Here is a 19742-nt window from a genome sequence, read left to right on the forward strand (position 1 = left end):
CGCGGTGATTTACCGCGTCGGATCAGGAGATCTCTTCGGCGGCAAGAAGATCGGCAAAGGTGTAGGTCCCCGTGGGTCGATCGTCGTCGCCTAGCAGATACAGTCGCTTGACCGCGACGAGGATCGCCTCCGCAATGACGTTGCGGTAGTCGGCGTCCTCGAGGACCCGAGCGTCGTCGGGGTTGGTGATGTAGCCGACGTCGAGAATGATGACCGGCATCCTGGTGAGCCGCAACAGCTCCCACGTGCGTTCGTGAGTGCGGCAGTCCGTCAACGGGGTCCGTGCGGCGACCTCGCGTTGGACGAAGCCGGCCAGGTTGCGGCCGATTGTGGAGAACGATCCGTGGCTGTTACCGAAGTAGAAGGCCGCCACGCCGTTCGCGGCCGAGTTCGGGTAATGCCCGACGCGGAGGGAGATCATGACATCGGCGTCGATCATGTTCGCGACCCGGGCGCGCTCCTCATCGGTGGGCCGTCCCCTGCCGTCATGTGACAAAAAGGTCTCCATGCCGGCGGCCGCCATCCGGCCTTCGAGGCGGGCAGCGAGATCCCACAGTAGGCGACTTTCCGTGTCGGCGAGATCACCGGTCGAAAGGTCATGCAGCCCACCGGATCCCGGATCGATCACGATGCGCTTGCCGGACAATCGGGGACCCGAACGACGGACGTGCTCTTCTTCGCGGATGGCGAGAGGCGACCCACCGGTCACCCGGGTACCAAGGCGTTCGAGAGAACGCAGGGTGGCGGGCCCGCAGATTCCGTCGGCGAAGAGCCCGTATTCGCTCTGATAGAGACAGACAGCGTTGTGGGTTGTCTCGCCGAAGACACCGTCGACCAGCGCGGTGTAGTAGCCGAGGTTCTGTAGGCGGTTCTGCAGCTGTGCGACGTCGTCGCCGACCATCGGCGCCGAGAAGCGGAACGCGAGCACACGTGCGCCGAGTTGATAGGAGGCCTCGCGCAGCGCGCGGTAGGTCGCGGGTCCGACGATTCCGTCGACGATGAGGCCGCGCCGCTGCTGGAAGGCCCGCACCGCCTGGTCGGTGTCGGCGTCGAAAGTGTCACCCGGCGTGTCGGCGTCGGCGGCGTGTCGTCCGCGAGTTGTGCTGAGAAGACCCTGTCCGGCGAGGATCGAACGGATTTCGGCGACTGCCGAGCCCTGATCACCCAGTCGGAATTGTGGCATCTTCAGACTCCTTGGTCGCGACGAACAATCAGTGTCCGTGCGGATCGCGATTCGACGCCGGTACTCACGGAAACGCACTCGGCAGAACCACGAGCATTCTTTCAGTTCGACCGATGTGGGCCAAACCGGATCAGGTCACAATGTAGCGACAGGCACCGTCACCAGCCCGAACGTCGGTGACCGTGCCTGTCGTTATGCCATCTCCAACGATGTCAGGCGTTGGTGCCGACCACCGAATCGAGCTCGCGCAACAATGCGGCTTTGCCCTTGGCGCCGACGATGGTCTTGGTGGGCTGTCCGTTCTCGAACAGGATCAACGTCGGGATCGACATGATCTGGAAATCACGCGCCGTCGCCGGGTTCGCGTCGACGTCGAGTTTCGCGACGGTCAGCTTGTCGCTGTGTGCGTCGGCGATCTCCTCGAGAACCGGTGCCACCATGCGGCACGGTCCGCACCAGGTGGCCCAGAAGTCGACGAGCACCGGCTTGTCGGAGCCGAGTACGGCGTCCTTGAACGTGGCGTCGGTGACGGCGACGGTATTTGCTCCCATGGTGATGTCCTCCTGTGATGAGTCTGGGGTTGATGAGGCTCGGGCTCGGGTGGCCGGTGCGGCCGGGTCAGCTGTGTGCGTCGACGACCAGCACGTCGGCCTCGACCGGGGTGGGGTCGATGTCGCCCTGTTCGGCCAACCACCGCTCGGCGTCGATCGCCGCAGCGCATCCGCTGCCCGCCGCGGTGATGGCCTGCCGATAGGTGTGGTCGACGAGATCGCCCGCGGCGAAGACACCGGGCAGCGATGTATAGGTGGTCCGGCCCTGGACCTGGACGTATCCGTCGGAATCGAGGTCGACCTGGCCGCGGACGAGTTCGCTACGCGGGTCGTGGCCGATGGCGACGAACATGCCGGTCACGTCCACTGTCTGGGTGTCGCCACTGCGGGTGTCGATCAGTTCGAGACCCGTGACCGACCCGTCACCGATGACGGACTTGACCGCCGCGTTGGTGACGAACCGGATCTTGTCGTTGTTGCGGGCGCGATCGAGCATGATGCGCGAGGCCCGGAACTCCTCCCGGCGGTGGATCAGGGTTACCGAACGCGCGAACTTGGTGAGGAACGTGGCCTCTTCCATTGCCGAGTCACCGCCGCCGATGACCGCGATGTCCTGGTCCTTGAAGAAGAAGCCGTCGCAGGTCGCGCAGGCCGAGACGCCGCGGCCGAGCAACTCTTGCTCACCGTCGATACCGAGGTACCGCGCAGCGGCACCCATCGCGAGGATGACCGCGCGGGCGCGGTGGGTCTCACCGGAAGCCACGACCTCCTTGATGTCGCCGTCGAGCCGGAGCTCATCGACGTCCTCCATGCGGAGGTCGGCGCCGAAGCGGATCGCCTGCTCGCGCATCTCGTCCATCAGTGCCGGACCCTGGATGCCGTTCTGGAACCCCGGGAAGTTCTCCACCTCTGTGGTCGTCATCAGAGCGCCGCCGAACTGAGTTCCCTCGAAGACGAGCGGGGCGAGTTCGGCGCGAGCCGCATACACCGCCGCGGTGTAACCGGCAGGCCCGGATCCGACGATGATCAGCTCGTGGATCTGCTGGTTGTCTGACTGGGTCAATTCGTCCTCCGTGTCATCGACGCGCCGGCCCGGTGAGCCGCACGTACCTGGCATTCAACACAAGGGTATGCGGACATGTTCCCCGACGCGTCGGCCCCACGACGCGCGATCGGACGATTCGGCTGCATGGTTGACGAACGATATACCCGGGCGTTCTCGGCGGGATCATCCCCCGATGATCGTGCGGGAGATCGTGGCCGGATTGCGGGAATCACACTCGGGGCCGACCACGAGCGCCAGGAACCGCCCGGCCGTCCCGGTGGCGAGCAGGATCACCACCTGGCGGACACCGTTGACCATTACCGGTCCCGACCCCAGCACCGGTGTCTCGGCAGCGACACCGTTTGCAGCGGTGCACCGGCGTAATGCGGCTGTGGAGGCGAATGGTGCACCGTCGGTCCGGCCGAGCACCGACAGCGCTGCTGCGGCACCCGGTGCGGCGACGGTGGGCACAACGGACGAACTCGCGGGGGTGCCATCGGCCTGGTTCGACGGAGCGCCGGTACGGGCCGAATGGCTGACCAGGACGACACCCACGATGACGGCAACGAGGACGGCTGCGGCCACCGAGAGCAGAGCCACCGCCTGCGGGGCCGAGCGCAGCGGCCGTCGGCGCGCGAGCGGTGTGACGTCACTTCCGCTGCCGACCTCGGCGGCGATTCGGGCGAGCGTTTGCTGTGTGCGCGCGTCGACCCACTCGGGAACGGGCTGCTCGGGCACCGGAAGATCGCGCAGATCGACGCGCAGACCCTCCAATGCCGCGAGAACCTCCCGAGCTCCGGAGTCGTCGGCAAGTCGGGAACGGATGTGCGCGGCGACATCGGGTTCGAGTACGCCGGCATCGAGATCGGTCAGCAGATCCACGGAATACGGTGGATCCGGAAAGCGCGGTGATCCTGCAGAGCGCAGGTCATCGTCGGTCATCCGCGCTCCCCTCGTGTCGTGTCGCTGTACCCGGTGGGAACCCGGTCGTGATGGGACCCACGAATAGTTGGACGCAGCAGGACCTCCAGGGGTTCCATGGCGTTCGAGACAAAGTTCACGCCCGGCCTCACTCCGACTCGTCCTGCAGTGACTCGTGACGGAGATGACCGAGCAGTTTGGCCAGGCGCAGCCGTCCGCGCGAACTCCGACTCTTGATCGTGCCCTCGGGCACGCCGAGCAACTGCGCCGCCTCCGAGATGGAGTAACCCTCGACGTCGAGTGCGAGGACCGCCGCCCGCTGACCGGACGGCAATTCGTCGAGCGCTCGAGAGATCGTCTCGGTCAGGTCGACGCGCTGATAGTCGTCGGTGTGATCGGTGAGAATCGCGGTGTCGAACTCCGGTAGCGGCACAGTGCGGCGAGCCGCGTTGCGCCGCAGTCGATCCAGCGAAGCGTTGACCACGATGCGATGCAACCAGCTCGATACACGTGCCTCGGCGCGAAAAGAGCCTGCGGTGCGGTGAGCCGACAACAGTGCCTCCTGCAGGGCGTCGGCGGCATCGTCGGGGTCTCGGGTGGTGCGCAGGGCGACATTCCACAGGTAGGTGTGGTGTCGGGTGATGAGTGTGGTGAAGGCGGTGGGATCGCCATGGGTGTGCGCGGCGAGCAGTTGCTCGTCGCTGCGTGTGTCGCCCTGTGGCGAGTGGGTCCCCCCGGACATGGGATCGAGCGTAGTGGGCGCGGGTGTGCCGGGATAGTCGTGGTGCGGTGCTTGTGGACAACCGCACCGACGGTGGGGAGACCTGGATCAATCGAGGTTCCTCGGGCCCCGCGACCGAGTGCCGCACCGCAGGCGGTGTCATCGAATGTCGATGTCATCGACTTGATTCACCTGCTGCACAACCGACGGAAGTGCCTGCGGCGCAGCCGAACCTGCGCGGAGACGCACTCGAGATCGCTACCCGGCCGGCGTTGTCCATTGGATCGTTGACGCACCGTCATGACCATGAACCGCCTCGACATCGGCGATCCCGCCCCACACCGCGGTCGAGCGGTGTTCGCCGGCCACCCAGTGGATCGCCACACTTCCGTCGGTGAATTCGACGCCCTCGGCGACCACACCGGTGCCGGTCACCCCGGATACGTCGATGTGACGGTAGAGAAAGAAAGTCCGCATGGTGTGCTCCCCCCAGAGCGCGGATCAAGCCCGTTGCCCGGTCGCGCACTCCGACGGAGATTTAATATCAGATAGTCGGGCTTCACTACTTCATTTGCATAGACGTGAGCAAGATCACCACGCCGAGTCCGGTCCCGGAGCGGCCATGCGGCGTCCACGACACACACGCCGCACGCTCCCGGAAATCGCTGTGCGCCAGCGCTTTCACACCGTTTGGGGCTACAGTCAGGAGGTGTCCCGCGCCCGGCTGCGCCTCCTCGACGATGTCGAAGTACGACGGCTGCGCGCCGAAGAATTCACCTATTCGGAGGTCGGCGAGACGACCGGAGTGACACCCACCGGCTATCGACACGTCCGCCTGCGGACGCAACTGGGCAGCGGCCGTGATCATTTCGAAGTGGCGCGTGAGGCCATGCTGTCCTGGCAGATCCAACTGCGCGCGAATATCGCGGTCGCCGCGTCGCATCCCACCATCACCGACGATGCGGTGGCGATATTGGGCCTACGGATCGGGAGGGTGAATGCTGTGCGGGCACCCGTGGCTATCGTCGCGGTGGAGTCCGATGAGGACATGGCCGGGTTCACCTACGGGACGCTGCCCGGGCACCCGGAAATGGGTGAGGAACGATTCGAACTGCGTCTGATGTCCGACGAGTCGGTTCAGTTGTCGATCAACGCCTTTTCGAGGCCGGCCACCCTCATGACCAGGCTCGGCCGACCTGTGGCCGCCGCGCTCCAGGATGCGATCACCCGGCGATACGGCCGCGCATTACAGGCGTGACGGGTATCCACCATAGGAAAAGACCCGGTACCCCGACGTCGGTCGACGTCGCGAATCAGGTACCGGGTCAGTTCGATAATCGTGGGATTTGGGGTGCAGGTCAGTTTGCCGCGTCGTAAGCCTCGAGGATTTCCTTCGGGAGTCGGCCACGCAGCGGCACCTCGTAACCCGCTTCCTGCGCCCACTCGCGAATCACCTTGGTGGACGGACGTGCTGAACTCGACGACGATTCCGAGCTCGCCGCGGGGGTACTGACCTTCGGCGCGGTCGACTGCTTACGGCCACCGACCCGGGTCGACACCTCGAGTAGTTTGGCGACCGGAACCCGACCGTTCTCGATCTTGTCGAGATTCGCCGACGACACATCGATCTGGTAATCGACGCCCGACCACGACCACGAAATGGTGTGAGCATCGTCGATATCGAGTTCACGGCCGTCGAGGTCATCTATGAACGACACAACTTGTCTTTTAGCCACGCCACGAGAATAACGCACGCCGCGGGCCAGACGTCGCATATGTGTGCACTGGCCACGTGCAGGGACGCCGACGGCGTCGGACGGCAACCCTCGCCCGACGCCGGCAGCAGCGTCAATCGGGCGTCTCGGCCCGGTGGCGCGGATATCCGCGAAATTATCCCCGGTATTTCAATGAGCTTGCAGTGCAACAATTTTCGACAACTCTGGAACGCTCTCAGCGAAACGAGCCCCATCGTATTTCCCGCGCAGGGCAAGAAAATCGGCGACTATGTGGTGCCCTACCGAATCGCCGGCGAGAGATTCGGTCCCGCGATCAGTCGGCGATGTCGAATACCGCATTCACCTTGGTGGGCGTGAGGCGGACGACGAGCTCGCCGGGTACCGCGTTACGCCTGCCGTACGTGTCGGCGAGATCCGGCCCCATATATCGGGCAGCGATACGTGTTGCGGTATCGAGGAGATCGGCGGGATCCTCACCGATCTCCGCGGTGCCCTGGACCTGAACGAACGAGAAGGGCGGACGCTCGTCGTCGACAAGTATTGTGAGTCGCCGATCACGGCTGAGCGCACGCCCTTTTGCGGTGTCTGCCCCGGTATTGAACACGAGGACACCGTCATCCACGATGAACCAGATGGGCGCGACGAGCGCTCGTCCGGACGTGGAGACGAATGCCACCTTTCCGGTACGCGTGCCCTCGGTGAGAAATGCGACAACCCGGTCGTCGAGTTCGGTGTGTGCCATCACCCCATCATGGCCGACCGTGCGACGAAATTCAGCGCCGACGGTCCGGCGAGCGAAAGGAAAAGATGACGCCGAACCTTCTCAGCGCATGAGCTGATCGTAGGTGGCACCGAACATATCGACACAGACGTCGAGCACGACGTCGAGGTCGGTGGGTTCAGCGCCGATATCCACGGGATCGGGCGCGACATTCGTGAAATACCAATCGACGAGCAATTGCGTGACCGCGCCGACGAGTCCGACCGCGGCGAGGTGTTGTGCCGGCGACACCTCGCGCTCCCCCATCGCCAGCGCGAGAATGAGACTCGCCCAGTTGTGGATGGCTCGTAGGCGAGTCGACTCCACCGTCGGATCCACTCCGACGACCTCGACGAGCATCACGCGTGCGCGTCGCGGATCACCTGTCAACGTTGCGAGGAACGCCCCGAGGGTGTCACGGGCCGCTGCGCGCACGGCGTCGGGCGCGACGCCTGCCGGGTCGAGGAGATATTCCGCGGCGGCACCCACGGTCGCGGTTCGGGTGACCTCGACGCAGTGCTCGTACACGGCGATCAGCAATGCGGGACGGTCGGCGAACGACTCGTAGAAGTAGCGCTGGGTCAGACCGGCCTCGTCGCAGAGACGTTTGACGGTCACCACGGGGTAGCCGAGTTCCCCGAACAGCTGCAAACCGGCGTCGATGAAGGCTCGTCGCCGGCGGGCGCGTCGCTCGTCGGCCTCTGCGCCCCCGTACCGGCGCCCCTCCCCGGACTCGGGCTCCGCGGACTCGGGCTCAGCGGACTCGGGCTCAATGGAAGAGCGCTGCTCCCGGGATGGCAATGCTCTCCCCTTTCGGCGTGTGCGATCCGACGGCACCGTGGACAACCCGTCATCTGACACGCTATCGTGTCACACACAGATCTGACACGAGACTGTGTCAGATAACTCGACGATCACCGGAGAACAACGCCGTGCTCGACCTACTTCCCGACCCGATGCACGAGCCGACGGTGCTCGCGATCCCGTTCTTCGTGGCGCTGCTGGTACTGGAATGGTTCGCGGCCTGGAAGCTCGAGGACCGGGCCACCGATGCCGAGGACACCGGTCCTGCCGTCGAGCGCCGGTCACCGGTCGGTGCCTACGAGAAGCGTGACGCGCGGGCCAGCATCTCGATGGGACTGGTGTCGATAGCCACGAGCGCGGTGTGGAAGATCGCGGGGCTGCTGGTCTACACGGCGATCTTCGTCTACATCGCGCCGTGGCAGCTACCGATCGGCTCCTGGTACACGTGGGTGATCGGATTCGTCGCCGTCGACGTCCTCTACTACTGGAATCACCGCATCTCCCACCGGGTCCGGTTGGTGTGGGCGACTCATCAGGCCCATCACTCGAGCGAGTACTTCAACTTCGCTACCGCGTTGCGGCAGAAGTGGAATATCAGTGCGGCGCTGGTGATGTGGCTACCGCTGCCGTTCCTGGGCATCCCGCCTGCGGTGGTGTTCGCCTGCTACGGCGTGAATCTGGTGTACCAGTTCTGGATTCACACCGAACACGTCGATCGCATGTGGCGGCCCGTCGAATTCGTCTTCAACACCCCGTCACACCATCGGGTGCATCACGGCAGCGACCCGGAGTACCTCGACCGCAACTATGCCGGGGTGTTCATCCTGTGGGACCGGATGTTCGGATCGTTTCGTGCCGAGGCGCATCGGCCACATTATGGGCTGACCAAACCTGTTGGCACCTACAACATCTGGACACTGCAGACGCACGAGTACGTCTCCATCGCCCGTGATGTGCGGGCGGCCGCGGGCTGGCGTGCCAAGCTCGGCTACATCTTCGGACCACCCGGGTGGAGCCCCACGACCGGGGACGCCCCCTCGGCGAGCGGCGCGGTCAGCTCGTCGCGCTGATCTTGGAGATCTGCACCTGATAGCTGCCCCCCGCGCCGGGCAGGGAGGTGACCCACACCAGTAGATACCGCGACTGTGTGGGACTGGCGATCGACAGTGTGGTGTCGGGCTGATCCACGGTGCCCTGTGCCAGCTGGGTTGTCTGGGCCAGGGTGGCGTCGGCGCTCTGCGCACCGCGCAGCGATACCGCGAATCCCGGTGTGGTGGTGGTGATCGAGACGGACTCGACCGTCTGTGGCGATCCGAGATCCAGCATCAGGCCGAGCCCCTGCTTGAGGCTGCCGAAGTCGGCGGTGCGGTAAGTGTCACTGCGCCAACCGGATCCGGCTCCGGTGATCACGTTGCGGGCGAGGTCGGGATTGTCACCGGACTGCCCGGAATAGTCGACGAGGGTGGCCGAGCGCAGCGCGATCGGTCCGCCCGCGGGTGCAGCGGCGCCAGGTGCCGGTGCAGGCGCCGACGTGGTCGACGACAGGAACTTGTTGATGTCGGTCTGCTCGTCACCGCCGCCGAACACACCGGTCAGCCACACCACCAGGGCGATCACCACGAACAGCACGAGCAGGGCCGCGCCGACGAGCAGTGCGACGGTCCGGTTGCTGCGCGCGGGCTCGTCGGAACCGATCCGACCTGACGGGCCGATCGACACCGGCGGCTCGTCGGAGTCACCGAGCGCGGGGATCATGTCCGTCTTGAGGTCGACGACGGTGGCCTGATCCAGAACGTGCTGAACCGTTGCCGCAGTGCGGATTCCACGACTCCCCGACAACGCGCGGGCGGCGACGGCGGAGATCTCGAACGGGATCTCCGGGTCGACCTCGCGCGGTTCTATGGGGCCCTCGCCGTCGGCGGCGGGCGAGGCGATCGCCAGTCCGCCGACCGGGGTGGTCGTGTTGACGGTGGTCACCAGCTCGGAACCGGTGGCGCCGTCGAGCGGCCACCGTTGCAGCAGTAGTGCGTAGAGCACCGCTCCGAGTCCGCGGACGTCGGAGGTGGCATCGTCGCCGGCGAGGGTGCCGGGGAAGGCGAGTACCGCATTGCCCTCGGCGGAGATGCGGATGCGATCCGGATGGTCGATGGACAGGGCGCCGCCGGAGCGATGTGCGGCCTCGGCCGCGGCGGCCAGCGCGCGGACCGCACGTGCGGCACCGATCGGTGACGGATGCGTGGCGGCGACCTCCGTCAGCGAGGAACCCTGAACCCATTCGGCCACAACGATGCCGCCCGATGAGCCGCGGACCACGTCGAGCACGCGGGCGACGCCCGACGAGCTGATCTGGCCGAGACGCAACGTGCGGGTGAGCACGGCCTGCGGTCCGGTGTCGCCGGATTTGCTCGGCGCTCCCTTGTCCGGTGGGGGTGCGAGCTGTTCGGCGTCGACGAAGGTCAGTCCGACCTCGCGGTCGAGGTTGATGTCCTGGGCCTTCCAGAACTGCAGACCCCGTGTGCCGCCGTGATGTTCGAGCAGGCGGTACCGGCCGCCGGCGACCGCAGCGCCCGGCACGAGACGGGGTCCGCGACGTCGCGCGGGGCGGATGGGCTCGGCACGGTCGGGATCGACGGGGGTGGCCGGCATCGCGTCGGCCGGCTGACCGCCGCCCGAGCCACTGGCCGAATTCGTCTGTGCGACTGGTCTTTCCGGAGGTGTGGCAGTATCGGAAGTCGGGGTGACGCCGCGTTCGGCCGGACTGATCGGGGATTCCGGTGTGGCGTCGATTCCGCTCTCGTTCACGCGGCGAACTCCTCTCCTCCGATAGCGCATGTCCGGGGGTCGTTGGGGCGGGGTCCACGGCGCCACACCGGCGCCGCCCGCGGCGCCACCGGTGTGCACCGCATACGACTGCCACGTCGCGGAACCGCGATCGAACCGTCGAACGACCTGTACCTGACCAGAGTACGGTAGCGACTCGTCGCTGGTGACCCGCGGAAACTGAACCGTGATCGTTGCCGATGGTTGTTGTTGCGGTTCGCCGTTCGGCGCAAGTGCGGGGATGAAGCGACCGGCCACGCGTCGCACCGACATCAGGACGGAGACCACGTCGGGAAGACCGGCCGCCGCCAGGCCCGCATAGATCACGCCGAGCACCACGATCGCGGTGAGCAGAAGGTAGGCGATCGACCCGATCTTGCCGTGCTGTGTCGCCAGATGCAGGCCCGAGATCTCGGCGATCAACCACACCGCGAAGGCGCTGCCGACGGAGATCGCGAGCGTCACCACCGTCGTGCGGGCGACGTTGGTCAGCCGGGCATCACGCGGATCGCGGGCATCGGCGCGCAATCGGCTGCGCAACAGATAGTGGCCGACGATCGCGCCGACGAGATAGCCGAGACCGTTCGACAGGGCCAACCAGCGCACCACGAGGTCCGGGTCGGAGAACAGCACCGGGCCGAGATAGGAGGCGGCGATCTTGACGACGGTGATACCCAGAACCATGAAGGTCGGCGTCCACGCATCCTCGCGGGCGTAGAACACCCGCAACTGCACCAGCGTCATCGCATAGGGGATCAGGGTGAACGCACCCCAGGCGAGCGTCGAACCCAGCTGCGTGGCCACGTGCGCGTCGAACCGGCCGAAGTTGAACACCGCGACGCCGATGGCCGGGCCGAAGAAGGTCATGTAGGCGACGACGGGCACCAACGCGACCATGGTGAGCCGGGTGGCCAGCGACATGTCGTCGACGACGGCCTTGGTGTCGTCGCCGGCGGCATTGCGCGAGAGCCGCGGCATGATCGCGGTCAGAATCGTCACGCCGAGCACACCGTAGGGCAGCTGCAACAGCTGCCAGTGCGTGACGTAGACGCTGATGCCGGTCTCGGTGGCCGCCGACGCGATGCGATAGGTGACGATGAGACCGACCTGCAGGATCGCCACGTAGGAGACGATCGCCAGCGCCATGTTGCCGAACTTGCGCAGACGCGCGTCGAGCCCCCACTCGATGCGGAGCCGGATACCGGCACGACGCAGATACGGCAACAGCACCAGCGCCTGCAACACCACGCCCATCGCGCAGCCGATACCGAGGACGAGCAACTGCGGATCGCTCATCCGGAACGGGTTGAGCGTCAATTGGCCGGGCATCAGCCAATACGCGATGAGTGCGCTGATCTGGACGACGTTGTTGAGGACCGGCGCCCACGCTCCGGGCTTGAAGTAGCCGCGCAGATTCAGGATCGCGGTGAACAGTGCGGTCAGCCCGTAGAAGAGGATCTCGATGAGCAGGAAGTAGGCTAGCCCGGTTGCCAGCGGGCGCAGTTCCGCGTTGTCGATGTTGAGGCTGGTCAGCAGGGGTGCCGCGGCGATCGCGGCGATGGTGCCGATACCCAGCACGACGACGGTCAGCGTGAAGATCTTGTTGATGAACGACGCACCGCCGTCGGGGTCCTCGGCTTCGGCGCGGGCCAGCAGCGGGATGACGATGGCGGTGAGGACCGCGCCGAGCAGGATCTCGGCGATCATGTTCGGCAGGACGTCGGCAGCCTGGAAGGCCGACGCCACCGACGCGCCGAGCAGGGCCAGGATGAGCACGGTCCGGACGAATCCGGTGATGCGGCTGGCCAGGGTGGCGATCGCGATGGACCCGCTGGTCCGCAGGATGCTCGAATCGGAGTCGCGTGCCAGTCCGGTGCCGGACTCGTCGGACGACGGGGCGTCCTCCGCTCGGGTTTCGTCGGACCGGGGGTTGCGGTCGAGCGTCGGGGTCGGGGTGGATGTCGGGGTGTGACGCGGGGCCCGCGCGGGCGGCGGGGTGACGCCGGGCCGGGGTCCGGTGCCGCCGGGTGCGGCGCGGCCCGCGCCCATGCGTCGGGTCTCGGGGGTGCCGGCTGCGCCCGACAGCGGCGGGGCGTCGGCGAGCGGGCCGGCCAGCGGCGGCGGTCCCGACCGGTGGGGACCCTGACGGGCCGGTCCGTCGGCCGGACGGGACTGAGTCCGGCGGGGCGGGTTCCGGCGGTCGGGGATCTGCCGTTCCGGAGCCGGAGTAGGGGGAATGCGACGGGGTGCGGCGCGACGCGGTGGTTCGCCCGGTCCTCGCTCGCTCATTCGCCTGCCTCGTCGGTCATCTCGGTGGGGTACTGCTGTGTTCTGCCGGTGTCGTCGGATTCTCCGCCGGTTCCGGCTCGTCGGGTTCCGGACCGGGCGTCGGCCCGTCGGTGGATCCGGGGTCGGTGTGCCGGTAACCCGGGTCTTCGGACCCGTCACCACCCGGCGAGGTCCGCACCGACCCGGCATCGTCGGCCCGCTCGGGATCCGGTGGCCACGAGTACCCCGCGTCGTCCGACCACTCACCCGAATGAACTTCTTCGATGTGCAGCGTACGTCGTCGTTGCTGATAGGTTGCCGCGGCGAGCAATCGCTCCTGCTCGTCGGGCTCGGGACGGTCGGCGTCGGCCGGGTCGGGTTCGCCGCGGAAACGGTGCCAGAGTCGCCGTGCCGTCAGCAGCACCAGGGCGGCACCCGCGATGATCGTGATGATGAACAACGCCTTGCCGTAGGCGTTGGAATGCACCGAGAGTCGGATGTCGGAGCCCATCGGCAAGCCGGTGACCGTCGCGATCGAGATGGTGACGGTGATCGCCTCGGAGGTCTCGGCCCGCGTCGGCAGCTGCAACTGGCGCGTGCCGCGTGCCGGGATCTCGATCGTCCCGACGTCGCCGATGTCGAGGTCATGGGGCGCGCTGGTCCTGATGTCCACCCGAATGGGCAACGCCAGATCGTTGCGCACCACCAGTAGCAGTGGGCTGCGTTCGGAGGCGAGGGTGTAGCGACCGCCCGGGTCGAGGATCGTCACCGCGGCCCGCATGCGATCCAGCGTCGAGGTGACCGCACGGATCGTCTGCGCACGGGTGTCGGCCAGACGGGTGCGCGTCGCAGCGCCGGCCCGGGCGGGCACGGTCAGCGAGCGCAGCATGTCCTCGCGCAGTGGCGCGAGGTATCGCTCCGGCGTGGTCTCCACGTCGGCCGAACTCACCAGCGAGCCCTGCAGCTGGTAGCTGAGGTCGGCCTGCTCACGCATCGCGGTCGCCGTCTGCTCCGGCAGGGGCACCGAGACCGACGCCACCGGTCCCACACCGGGCAACGGGGCCAGCCGGGCGTCGGCGCGCGCCGCGTCCGCCGAGTCGACGACGCTGGTCAGCGGGGTGGGGGTGGCGACCCGGGACCCCAACAGCACCTCGGCGGTGGAGATGAGCGCGTTGGCGTCGTCGGTGCTCGGCGACCAGTACAGCGACGGAAGAACCACCTGCGAGCGGCCGGTGGTCGGCAGCTGCGCTGCCGAGGTCTGCCCGGCGGAGCCCTGTCCCGAGTCCGCGCGCTCATCGTCGGGTGTGTCCACCGCGGCGAACGCCAGCGCGCCGATGCCGGCCTGACGTCTGCTCAGCGGCGACTCCGCGGAGAGGTCGACCATCTGGTCGGCAGGTGTGATCGCCGGTGTCGTCGGGTTGGTCCCGAGCGCCGCGAGTGCGGCCGTGACCGGCTCGTCGTAGGACTGTGCGGCCAGCGGTCCGACGCGATAGGCGCCGCTGCTCTGCGGCTGCTCGGTCGACAGATTGCCCGCGGAGGTCAGCACGGTGGTGTGATTGGTGTCCTCGAGCAGCCGCGCGCCCGCCTGGTTGATCGCGCCGAGGGCCGGAATGGTCAGTCCGCGAACGCTTTTGACGCCGAGAATGGAGTCGACGATGTCGGCGGGGGAGTCCAGGGCGGTCGCGGTCAGGCCGGAATTGTCGATCTCGGCGAGTGCAGAGAGGTCCGCCCCGGCAAACGGCAGAGCCACGACGCACAGTCGCGAGGCGACGTCGTGCAGCTCGTTGAGCCAGGTGGTCGCCGCGTCCTGACCGGTGCCCGGCACCGTCGACGACGTCGGGTCGGACGGATCGGAGGACACCACGTAGCCCAGCGACATCGCGCGCACCGTGACGAGCAGATTGGGGTCGACGGCCAGGCACATGCTCCGCGCGAGGTCCGAGGTCTGACCGGACTGTGCACCCGGTGCGGGGGCCACCGACGACGGCGCATTCGGGTCGGGCGCCGACGGCGGCGCGGCGTCGGCGATCGCCCGCAGCGGGGCGAGCACCGAATCCAACCGACCGCCCGGCGACAGTGAGCGGGCCATGTCCTCGCTGATCAGCCGCACCGGTTCGGTGTTGCCGCCGAGGGCGCCCGGAGCGAGTTGCGGGGGTGCGGCAATCGGCCACAACAGGGTGAATCGCGACGGACTGGAGGTGTCGGCGGACACCGAACCGTCGGCACCGAGACCGGGTGTCGTCGACGACGCGTCGCCGCTGCCCGGATCGGTGTAGGCGGCCGCCCGGCTGCGGTCCGGCGGCAATGACAGCACCGGCAGCAGCGTGCGCGATCCGGCCACCTGGGCGACGCCACCGTAGTCGGGGAGGCCATTGACGTTGAGCTGCAGCGGATAGACGCCGCGTTGCGAGATCTGCAGACCACCCGCGCCCGACAACGGCACCGTCAACGAGAAGCTCGCCTGCGCACCCGGCGCCAGGGTGTCCGAGGACAGATCGCTGAAGTCGGTGGCGGCGGCGATCGGTGGGTGCTCACCGGCCAGCGCCGACCTCAATTGGGAGGCACCGGCCAGCGCGTCGCCGCGTTCGAGCCGGATACCGAGATCACGCAGCGTCCGGCTGCTGGTGTTGATCACATGCCCGGAGATCGCCACCGTGGGACCCGAACTGCTGGTGACCATCGATGGCGTCATCGAGTCGATGACGATCTGCGCAAACCGATCCGGCTGGGCGGTGGCGGCGTCGCCGGGTGCCGCAGCGGCCGGGGCCGCAGACAACACCGCGGCCGGGGCCGCCGACAACACCATCAGCACCGCCACCGCGACGACCGTGAGGAACCGAGCCCACCGTGCGCGCCCCGACGAGGGGTCAGCCATCACCGGCCGCGGGGCGGCGGGGACGCCTCCGGCGCCGACGCGAGGGCGCCGCAGGCGGCGGCTCGTTTCGGCGCTGGTTGCGGGCGGCTGCGGCTCTCTCATAGGCGTTGGGTTCTGTGCGACTGCTCTCGGCCTCGGACTGGGCCAACCGCTGGGGGTCGGCGGCCAGGTCGGCGATGACACCGCGGGCCATACGGGCCAGTCGTCGCTCGTCAGAGTACGTCAGTCGGCGGGGTAGCTCGTGCAACGGCACCCACGCCACCTCGCTGACCTCATAGTCTTCATCGGAGAGCTCACCGCCGACACTGCGCAGCAGATAGTGATGCACGGTCTTGTGGATGCGACGGCCCTCGCTGACAAACCAGTAGTCGATCTTGCCCAGCGGCGCGACCACCAGACCCTGGATGCCGGTCTCCTCGGCCACCTCGCGGACCGCGGTCTGCTCGGCGGTCTCCCCGGTCTCGATGTGGCCCTTCGGCAACGACCACATCATGCGCCCTCGGCGGTCGACGCGGCCGATCAGGGCCGCCGACAATTCCTCGACCGGCAGGTCGAGATCGGAGATCACCAACCCACCCGCCGACGTCTCCCGCACCGTGCGCAGACGCTCCGCGCGTTCCGGACGACGGTTGCCGCGCCTGCGCCGAGTCGGCGCAGGCGTCGCCGCCGCGTCCTGGGTGAGGCCGGTTTTGGTGATCTTGGCCGACATCACGGCCATATCCGACGGCTTGGGCGCGCTCACCCGCGTGCCCTTGCCGGTCGGTGTGGCGGCGGCCACGGACGCCGGTGACGGATGGCGGGTTCCGCCGGGCTTGGGCCTGTGTGCTGCTGCCTCGTGTGCTGGTGCCTCGTGTGCTGGTGCCCCGTGTCCTGCTGCCCCGTTGACGCCGGTTGCGTTCACCCCGGTCCCGTTCACCGGAGCCGCAGACCCGTTCACCGGGCCGGGCTTGGCTGTCCCGTTCGTCTCTGCGCCGTTCTTACTCGACCCGTTCTTGTTCGGACTGCCGGTGGTGCCGTTTCTGGTGCCGCCGGTACGATCGGCCAGATCTGCCGGAGAAGGCCGTTTCGGGCGTGGCGTCGGATGTTCGGCGCTGGTCGGAGGCGTTTCCGGCCGAGGATGGAACTCCGCGTCAGACCGCGACTCCGGGGTGCCCCGGCGCCTCCGCCGGCCCCGACGACCGCGTCGACGACCCTGCCCAGCGACACCACGCGCATCACCCGACCCGGCCTCTGCGGCCTGGCGCCCACCCGTGCTGACGTCGTCGGAGACGTCTGTGGGGTCGGTTGACGGGTCGGTGGGCACGCCTTCGATGCTAGCTGCTGGTCACCGGCCGTTTGCCCACATGGTGCTGGCAGCAGCGCACACAGCTGCATACGGCCCGCTCGCTTCGCTCCCGGCGCCGGTAGGCTGTCGTGCCGTGACAGAGCAGCCCCACCCCACCACCACCGCCGAGCGCCGCACCCGGCTCCTCGCCGCGGCGGCGGTGTCGCTGCGCGCGCTCTCCGACATCACCGAACCGCTCGGCGTGCTGTTCGCCGACGCCGGCCACGAGCTGTATCTCGTCGGCGGCTCGGTCCGCGACGCCGTCCTCGGCCGCCTGGGCACCGACCTCGACTTCACCACCGACGCCCGACCCGAGAAAGTCCAGGAACTGTTGTCCGACTGGGCCGACACCATCTGGGACACCGGTATCGAGTTCGGCACGATCAGCGCGCGCCGCAAGGACCTGATCCTCGAGATCACCACCTACCGCGCCGAGAAGTACGACGGCGTCGGCCGCAACCCCGAGGTCACCTTCGGCGAGTCCATCGATGACGACCTCGTTCGCCGCGACTTCACGATCAATGCGATGGCCGTGCGCATCGGCCGCGGGGGCGCCGAGGAATTCCACGACCCCCTCGACGGATTGTCGGCCGCCCTTGCCGGGATCATCGACACCCCCGCGACCCCGCAGGAGTCCTTCGGCGACGACCCGCTGCGCATGCTGCGTGCGGTGCGCTTCGTCTCCCAGCTCGGTTTCGGCGTCGCACCCCGTGTCTCCGCCGCGATCACCGACATGGCCGAACAGATCGATCGCATCACCCCCGAACGTGTCCGAGTCGAACTCGACAAGATGATCACCGGTGCACACCCCATCGAGGCCATCGAGCTGATGGTCGACACCGGACTGGCCGAGCGCGTTCTGCCCGAGGTGCCGGGGATGCGTCTGACCATCGACGAGCACCATCAACACAAAGACGTCTATCAACACTCGCTGACCGTCCTGCGGCAGGCCATCGATCTCGAGGACGGCGATCCCGATCTCGTCCTGCGCTGGGCGGCGCTGCTGCACGACATCGGCAAACCGGCCACCCGACGCCACGAACCGGGCGGCGGCGTGAGCTTTCACCATCACGAGGTGGTCGGCGCCAAGATGGTCCGAAAACGTATGCGCGCGTTGAAGTATCCGAAGGCCGTCGTCGAAGACGTTGCGACGCTGGTCTTCCTGCATCTGCGCTTTCACGGATACGGCGACGGCGCCTGGACCGATTCCGCGGTCCGCCGCTACATCACCGACGCCGGGCCGCTGCTGGACCGTCTGCACAAACTCGTGCGCGCCGACTGCACCACCCGCAACAAGCGGCGGGCCCGGCGCCTGCAACAGAACTACGACGACCTCGAACGCCGCATCGACGAACTGCGCGCCGCCGAGGATCTCGCCCGTGTCCGGCCCGACCTCGACGGCAACGCGATCATGGAGTTGTTGGGTCTGCCGCCGGGACCGCTGGTCGGGGAGGCGTGGCGATATCTGAAGGAGTTGCGCCTCGACCGCGGGCCACTGTCCCGCGACGAGGCGGAGGAGGCACTCCGTCAGTGGTGGGCCGAACAGGGCGGGACGGGCACCGCGTAGTCGGGCGAGGTTCGTACCGGAACTGCGTCAGTACCCCATCGTCCGCAGGGCGTCGGCGAGCCGGTCGAGGTCCTCGCGGCGCACATCGAGGTGAGGGCTGATCCGCAGCACCCCTTGGTCCCCGGCCAGCGGTGCCCGCCACGATTCGGCGGCGGTGACCAGGATGCCGAGCTCGTCGAACAACCGATCGCGAGCGGCCTGGAGGTCGGAGTCCTGCCAGCCCGGCGGCGGGGCGAGAGTGACCAGCGCCGACGGCTCGTCGACGGGTTCGCACACCACCCAGCTGCCGATCCCGTCGAGGCGTTCGCGGGTCGCGCGGCCGATCGCCGCGAGCTCGCGGAAGACTCGCTGCTGGCCGATCTGCTGCAGTTCGGCGACCGCGACACCGAGCCCCAACCGGCCCGCGAGGAACGCCTCCGAACTCTCGATCTCGACGGTCCGCAACGAGTCCCGGCGCACCGCGAGAAAGCCGACGCCGCGGGGCCCGGTCAGCCACTTGCGGCTGGTGCCGTAGACGATGTCGGCGCCGGTGACGGTGGGGACATGGCCCACCGACTGCGCCATGTCGACGACGACGGGCACCTGTGCCGCATGGGCGATCTCGACGATCCGCGCCACCGGCTGCACCACCCCCGACATCGACCCGATGTGGCAGATGTGGATGAAGTCGGGCTGCTCGAACTGCAGCATGTTCTCGAGCGCATCGAGGTCGATGTGCCCGTTGAGGTCGCCGTCGGGCAGTGGGCGCACCGCATAGCCGCGACGTTCGAATTCGACGAGGTTGGGCCCGAACTCGTTCTTGGCCACCCACACCGTGGTCGAGACCGGCAGGCTCCACCCGTTGAGCAGTGCCCGCAACGCCGCCCGCGCACTCTCGCGAAAAGTGATCTCCTCGGCGGTGTGTCCGATCAGAGAAGCGAGATCCCTTGTGTCCCTGGCGAATTCTTCGGCGCGGTCATCGGCGGCCACATAGGACCCACGCTCGGCCTCACGCCACAGGTGCGCCGAGATGGTCCCGATGACGGCATTGGACGACCGACCCGCCGACGCCGAATCGAGATGGGTGATCGCCGGCGACAGTCGCGCCCGGTGGAACTGCTCGCCGAGAACGCTGACGTACATAGCCGTTGAACCTACCGTGTGGGTCGTCGCCGCGACCATCGACCG

16 protein-coding genes are annotated in these 19742 nt (G+C 67.6%); 3 read left to right on the forward strand and 13 right to left on the reverse strand.

The window, feature by feature from the left end:
- Window positions 1-22: 22 nt before the first annotated feature.
- From P3L18_RS23060 to P3L18_RS23085, 6 genes are all read right to left on the reverse strand, one after another.
- Window positions 23-1183: an N-acetylmuramoyl-L-alanine amidase gene (locus P3L18_RS23060; RefSeq protein WP_276115346.1), complete on the reverse strand. Its 1161-nt coding sequence runs from the start codon at window positions 1181-1183 to the stop codon at window positions 23-25.
- Between the two features lie 212 nt (window positions 1184-1395).
- Complete coding sequence (gene trxA / locus P3L18_RS23065; RefSeq protein WP_006368605.1) at window positions 1396-1734, reverse strand: thioredoxin; 339 nt, start codon at window positions 1732-1734, stop codon at window positions 1396-1398.
- 67 nt (window positions 1735-1801) lie between these two features.
- Window positions 1802-2797 (reverse strand): thioredoxin-disulfide reductase, encoded by a 996-nt coding sequence (trxB, locus tag P3L18_RS23070; protein ID WP_276115347.1) that lies wholly within the window; start codon window positions 2795-2797, stop codon window positions 1802-1804.
- A 165-nt stretch (window positions 2798-2962) separates the two neighbouring features.
- Complete coding sequence (locus tag P3L18_RS23075; RefSeq protein ID WP_276115348.1) at window positions 2963-3721, reverse strand: hypothetical protein; 759 nt, start codon at window positions 3719-3721, stop codon at window positions 2963-2965.
- Between the two features lie 127 nt (window positions 3722-3848).
- Window positions 3849-4442 carry an RNA polymerase sigma factor SigM gene (sigM, locus tag P3L18_RS23080; protein ID WP_006368602.1) on the reverse strand — a complete coding sequence of 198 codons (594 nt, stop codon included), beginning with the start codon at window positions 4440-4442 and terminating at the stop codon, window positions 3849-3851.
- A 237-nt stretch (window positions 4443-4679) separates the two neighbouring features.
- Complete coding sequence (locus tag P3L18_RS23085) at window positions 4680-4898, reverse strand: hypothetical protein (RefSeq protein WP_006368601.1); 219 nt, start codon at window positions 4896-4898, stop codon at window positions 4680-4682.
- Between the two features lie 232 nt (window positions 4899-5130).
- Here P3L18_RS23085 and P3L18_RS23090 point away from each other — a divergent pair, with 232 nt between their 5' ends.
- On the forward strand, window positions 5131-5679 hold the full coding sequence (locus P3L18_RS23090; RefSeq protein ID WP_108772678.1) for a DUF1990 domain-containing protein: 549 nt from the start codon (window positions 5131-5133) through the stop codon (window positions 5677-5679).
- 100 nt (window positions 5680-5779) lie between these two features.
- On the opposite strand, the gene P3L18_RS23095 is transcribed toward P3L18_RS23090, so the two are convergent.
- The 3 genes from P3L18_RS23095 to P3L18_RS23105 all read right to left on the reverse strand — a co-directional run bounded on the left by P3L18_RS23095 (window position 5780) and on the right by P3L18_RS23105 (window position 7568).
- Entirely contained in the window at window positions 5780-6157 is a 378-nt protein-coding gene (locus P3L18_RS23095; RefSeq protein WP_026920447.1) for an Lsr2 family protein, read from the reverse strand.
- Window positions 6158-6470: 313 nt separating this feature from the next.
- Window positions 6471-6899: a PPOX class F420-dependent oxidoreductase gene (locus P3L18_RS23100; protein WP_079931960.1), complete on the reverse strand. Its 429-nt coding sequence runs from the start codon at window positions 6897-6899 to the stop codon at window positions 6471-6473.
- Between the two features lie 81 nt (window positions 6900-6980).
- Window positions 6981-7568: a TetR/AcrR family transcriptional regulator gene (locus P3L18_RS23105; RefSeq protein ID WP_346348447.1), complete on the reverse strand. Its 588-nt coding sequence runs from the start codon at window positions 7566-7568 to the stop codon at window positions 6981-6983.
- 281 nt (window positions 7569-7849) lie between these two features.
- Between P3L18_RS23105 and P3L18_RS23110 the strand changes: the two genes are divergently transcribed.
- Entirely contained in the window at window positions 7850-8791 is a 942-nt protein-coding gene (locus tag P3L18_RS23110) for a sterol desaturase family protein (RefSeq protein WP_079931958.1), read from the forward strand.
- Here the strand turns inward: P3L18_RS23110 and P3L18_RS23115 are convergent.
- The 3 genes from P3L18_RS23115 to P3L18_RS23125 all read right to left on the reverse strand — a co-directional run bounded on the left by P3L18_RS23115 (window position 8775) and on the right by P3L18_RS23125 (window position 16987).
- Window positions 8775-12590: a murein biosynthesis integral membrane protein MurJ gene (locus P3L18_RS23115; RefSeq protein ID WP_276115376.1), complete on the reverse strand. Its 3816-nt coding sequence runs from the start codon at window positions 12588-12590 to the stop codon at window positions 8775-8777. The two genes, P3L18_RS23110 and P3L18_RS23115, sit on opposite strands and share 17 nt — an antisense overlap.
- A gap of 256 nt (window positions 12591-12846) precedes the next feature.
- Window positions 12847-15684, reverse strand: a complete 2838-nt coding sequence (locus P3L18_RS23120) for a DUF6049 family protein (protein ID WP_276115350.1) — start codon at window positions 15682-15684, stop codon at window positions 12847-12849.
- A complete protein-coding gene (locus P3L18_RS23125; protein ID WP_276115351.1) occupies window positions 15677-16987 on the reverse strand; it encodes an NUDIX hydrolase in 1311 nt (436 codons plus the stop codon). Before P3L18_RS23125 ends, P3L18_RS23120 begins: the two co-directional genes overlap by 8 nt.
- A 115-nt stretch (window positions 16988-17102) precedes the next feature.
- On the opposite strand from P3L18_RS23125, the gene P3L18_RS23130 reads away from it, so the two are divergent.
- Window positions 17103-18575: a CCA tRNA nucleotidyltransferase gene (locus tag P3L18_RS23130; protein ID WP_276115352.1), complete on the forward strand. Its 1473-nt coding sequence runs from the start codon at window positions 17103-17105 to the stop codon at window positions 18573-18575.
- Window positions 18576-18602: 27 nt separating this feature from the next.
- Here the strand turns inward: P3L18_RS23130 and P3L18_RS23135 are convergent, their stop codons facing one another.
- Entirely contained in the window at window positions 18603-19697 is a 1095-nt protein-coding gene (locus tag P3L18_RS23135) for an aminotransferase class V-fold PLP-dependent enzyme (protein WP_276115353.1), read from the reverse strand.
- Between the last annotated feature and the right edge of the window lie 45 nt (window positions 19698-19742).

The sequence above is a fragment of the Gordonia sp. N1V genome (assembly GCF_029269935.1).
GTDB classification, from domain to species: Bacteria; Actinomycetota; Actinomycetes; order Mycobacteriales; family Mycobacteriaceae; genus Gordonia; species Gordonia polyisoprenivorans.

Excerpts from the sequence above, each read along its gene's own strand:
- P3L18_RS23060 (WP_276115346.1), bottom strand. The coding sequence starts at position 1,183 with ATGCCACAATTCCGACTGGGTGATCAGGGCTCGGCAGTCGCCGAAATC.
- trxA (WP_006368605.1), bottom strand. The coding sequence starts at position 1,734 with ATGGGAGCAAATACCGTCGCCGTCACCGACGCCACGTTCAAGGACGCC.
- P3L18_RS23075 (WP_276115348.1), bottom strand. The coding sequence starts at position 3,721 with ATGACCGACGATGACCTGCGCTCTGCAGGATCACCGCGCTTTCCGGAT.
- sigM (WP_006368602.1), bottom strand. The coding sequence starts at position 4,442 with ATGTCCGGGGGGACCCACTCGCCACAGGGCGACACACGCAGCGACGAG.
- P3L18_RS23085 (WP_006368601.1), bottom strand. The coding sequence starts at position 4,898 with ATGCGGACTTTCTTTCTCTACCGTCACATCGACGTATCCGGGGTGACC.
- P3L18_RS23100 (WP_079931960.1), bottom strand. The coding sequence starts at position 6,899 with ATGGCACACACCGAACTCGACGACCGGGTTGTCGCATTTCTCACCGAG.
- P3L18_RS23115 (WP_276115376.1), bottom strand. The coding sequence starts at position 12,590 with ATGGGCGCGGGCCGCGCCGCACCCGGCGGCACCGGACCCCGGCCCGGC.
- P3L18_RS23120 (WP_276115350.1), bottom strand. The coding sequence starts at position 15,684 with ATGGCTGACCCCTCGTCGGGGCGCGCACGGTGGGCTCGGTTCCTCACG.
- P3L18_RS23135 (WP_276115353.1), bottom strand. The coding sequence starts at position 19,697 with ATGTACGTCAGCGTTCTCGGCGAGCAGTTCCACCGGGCGCGACTGTCG.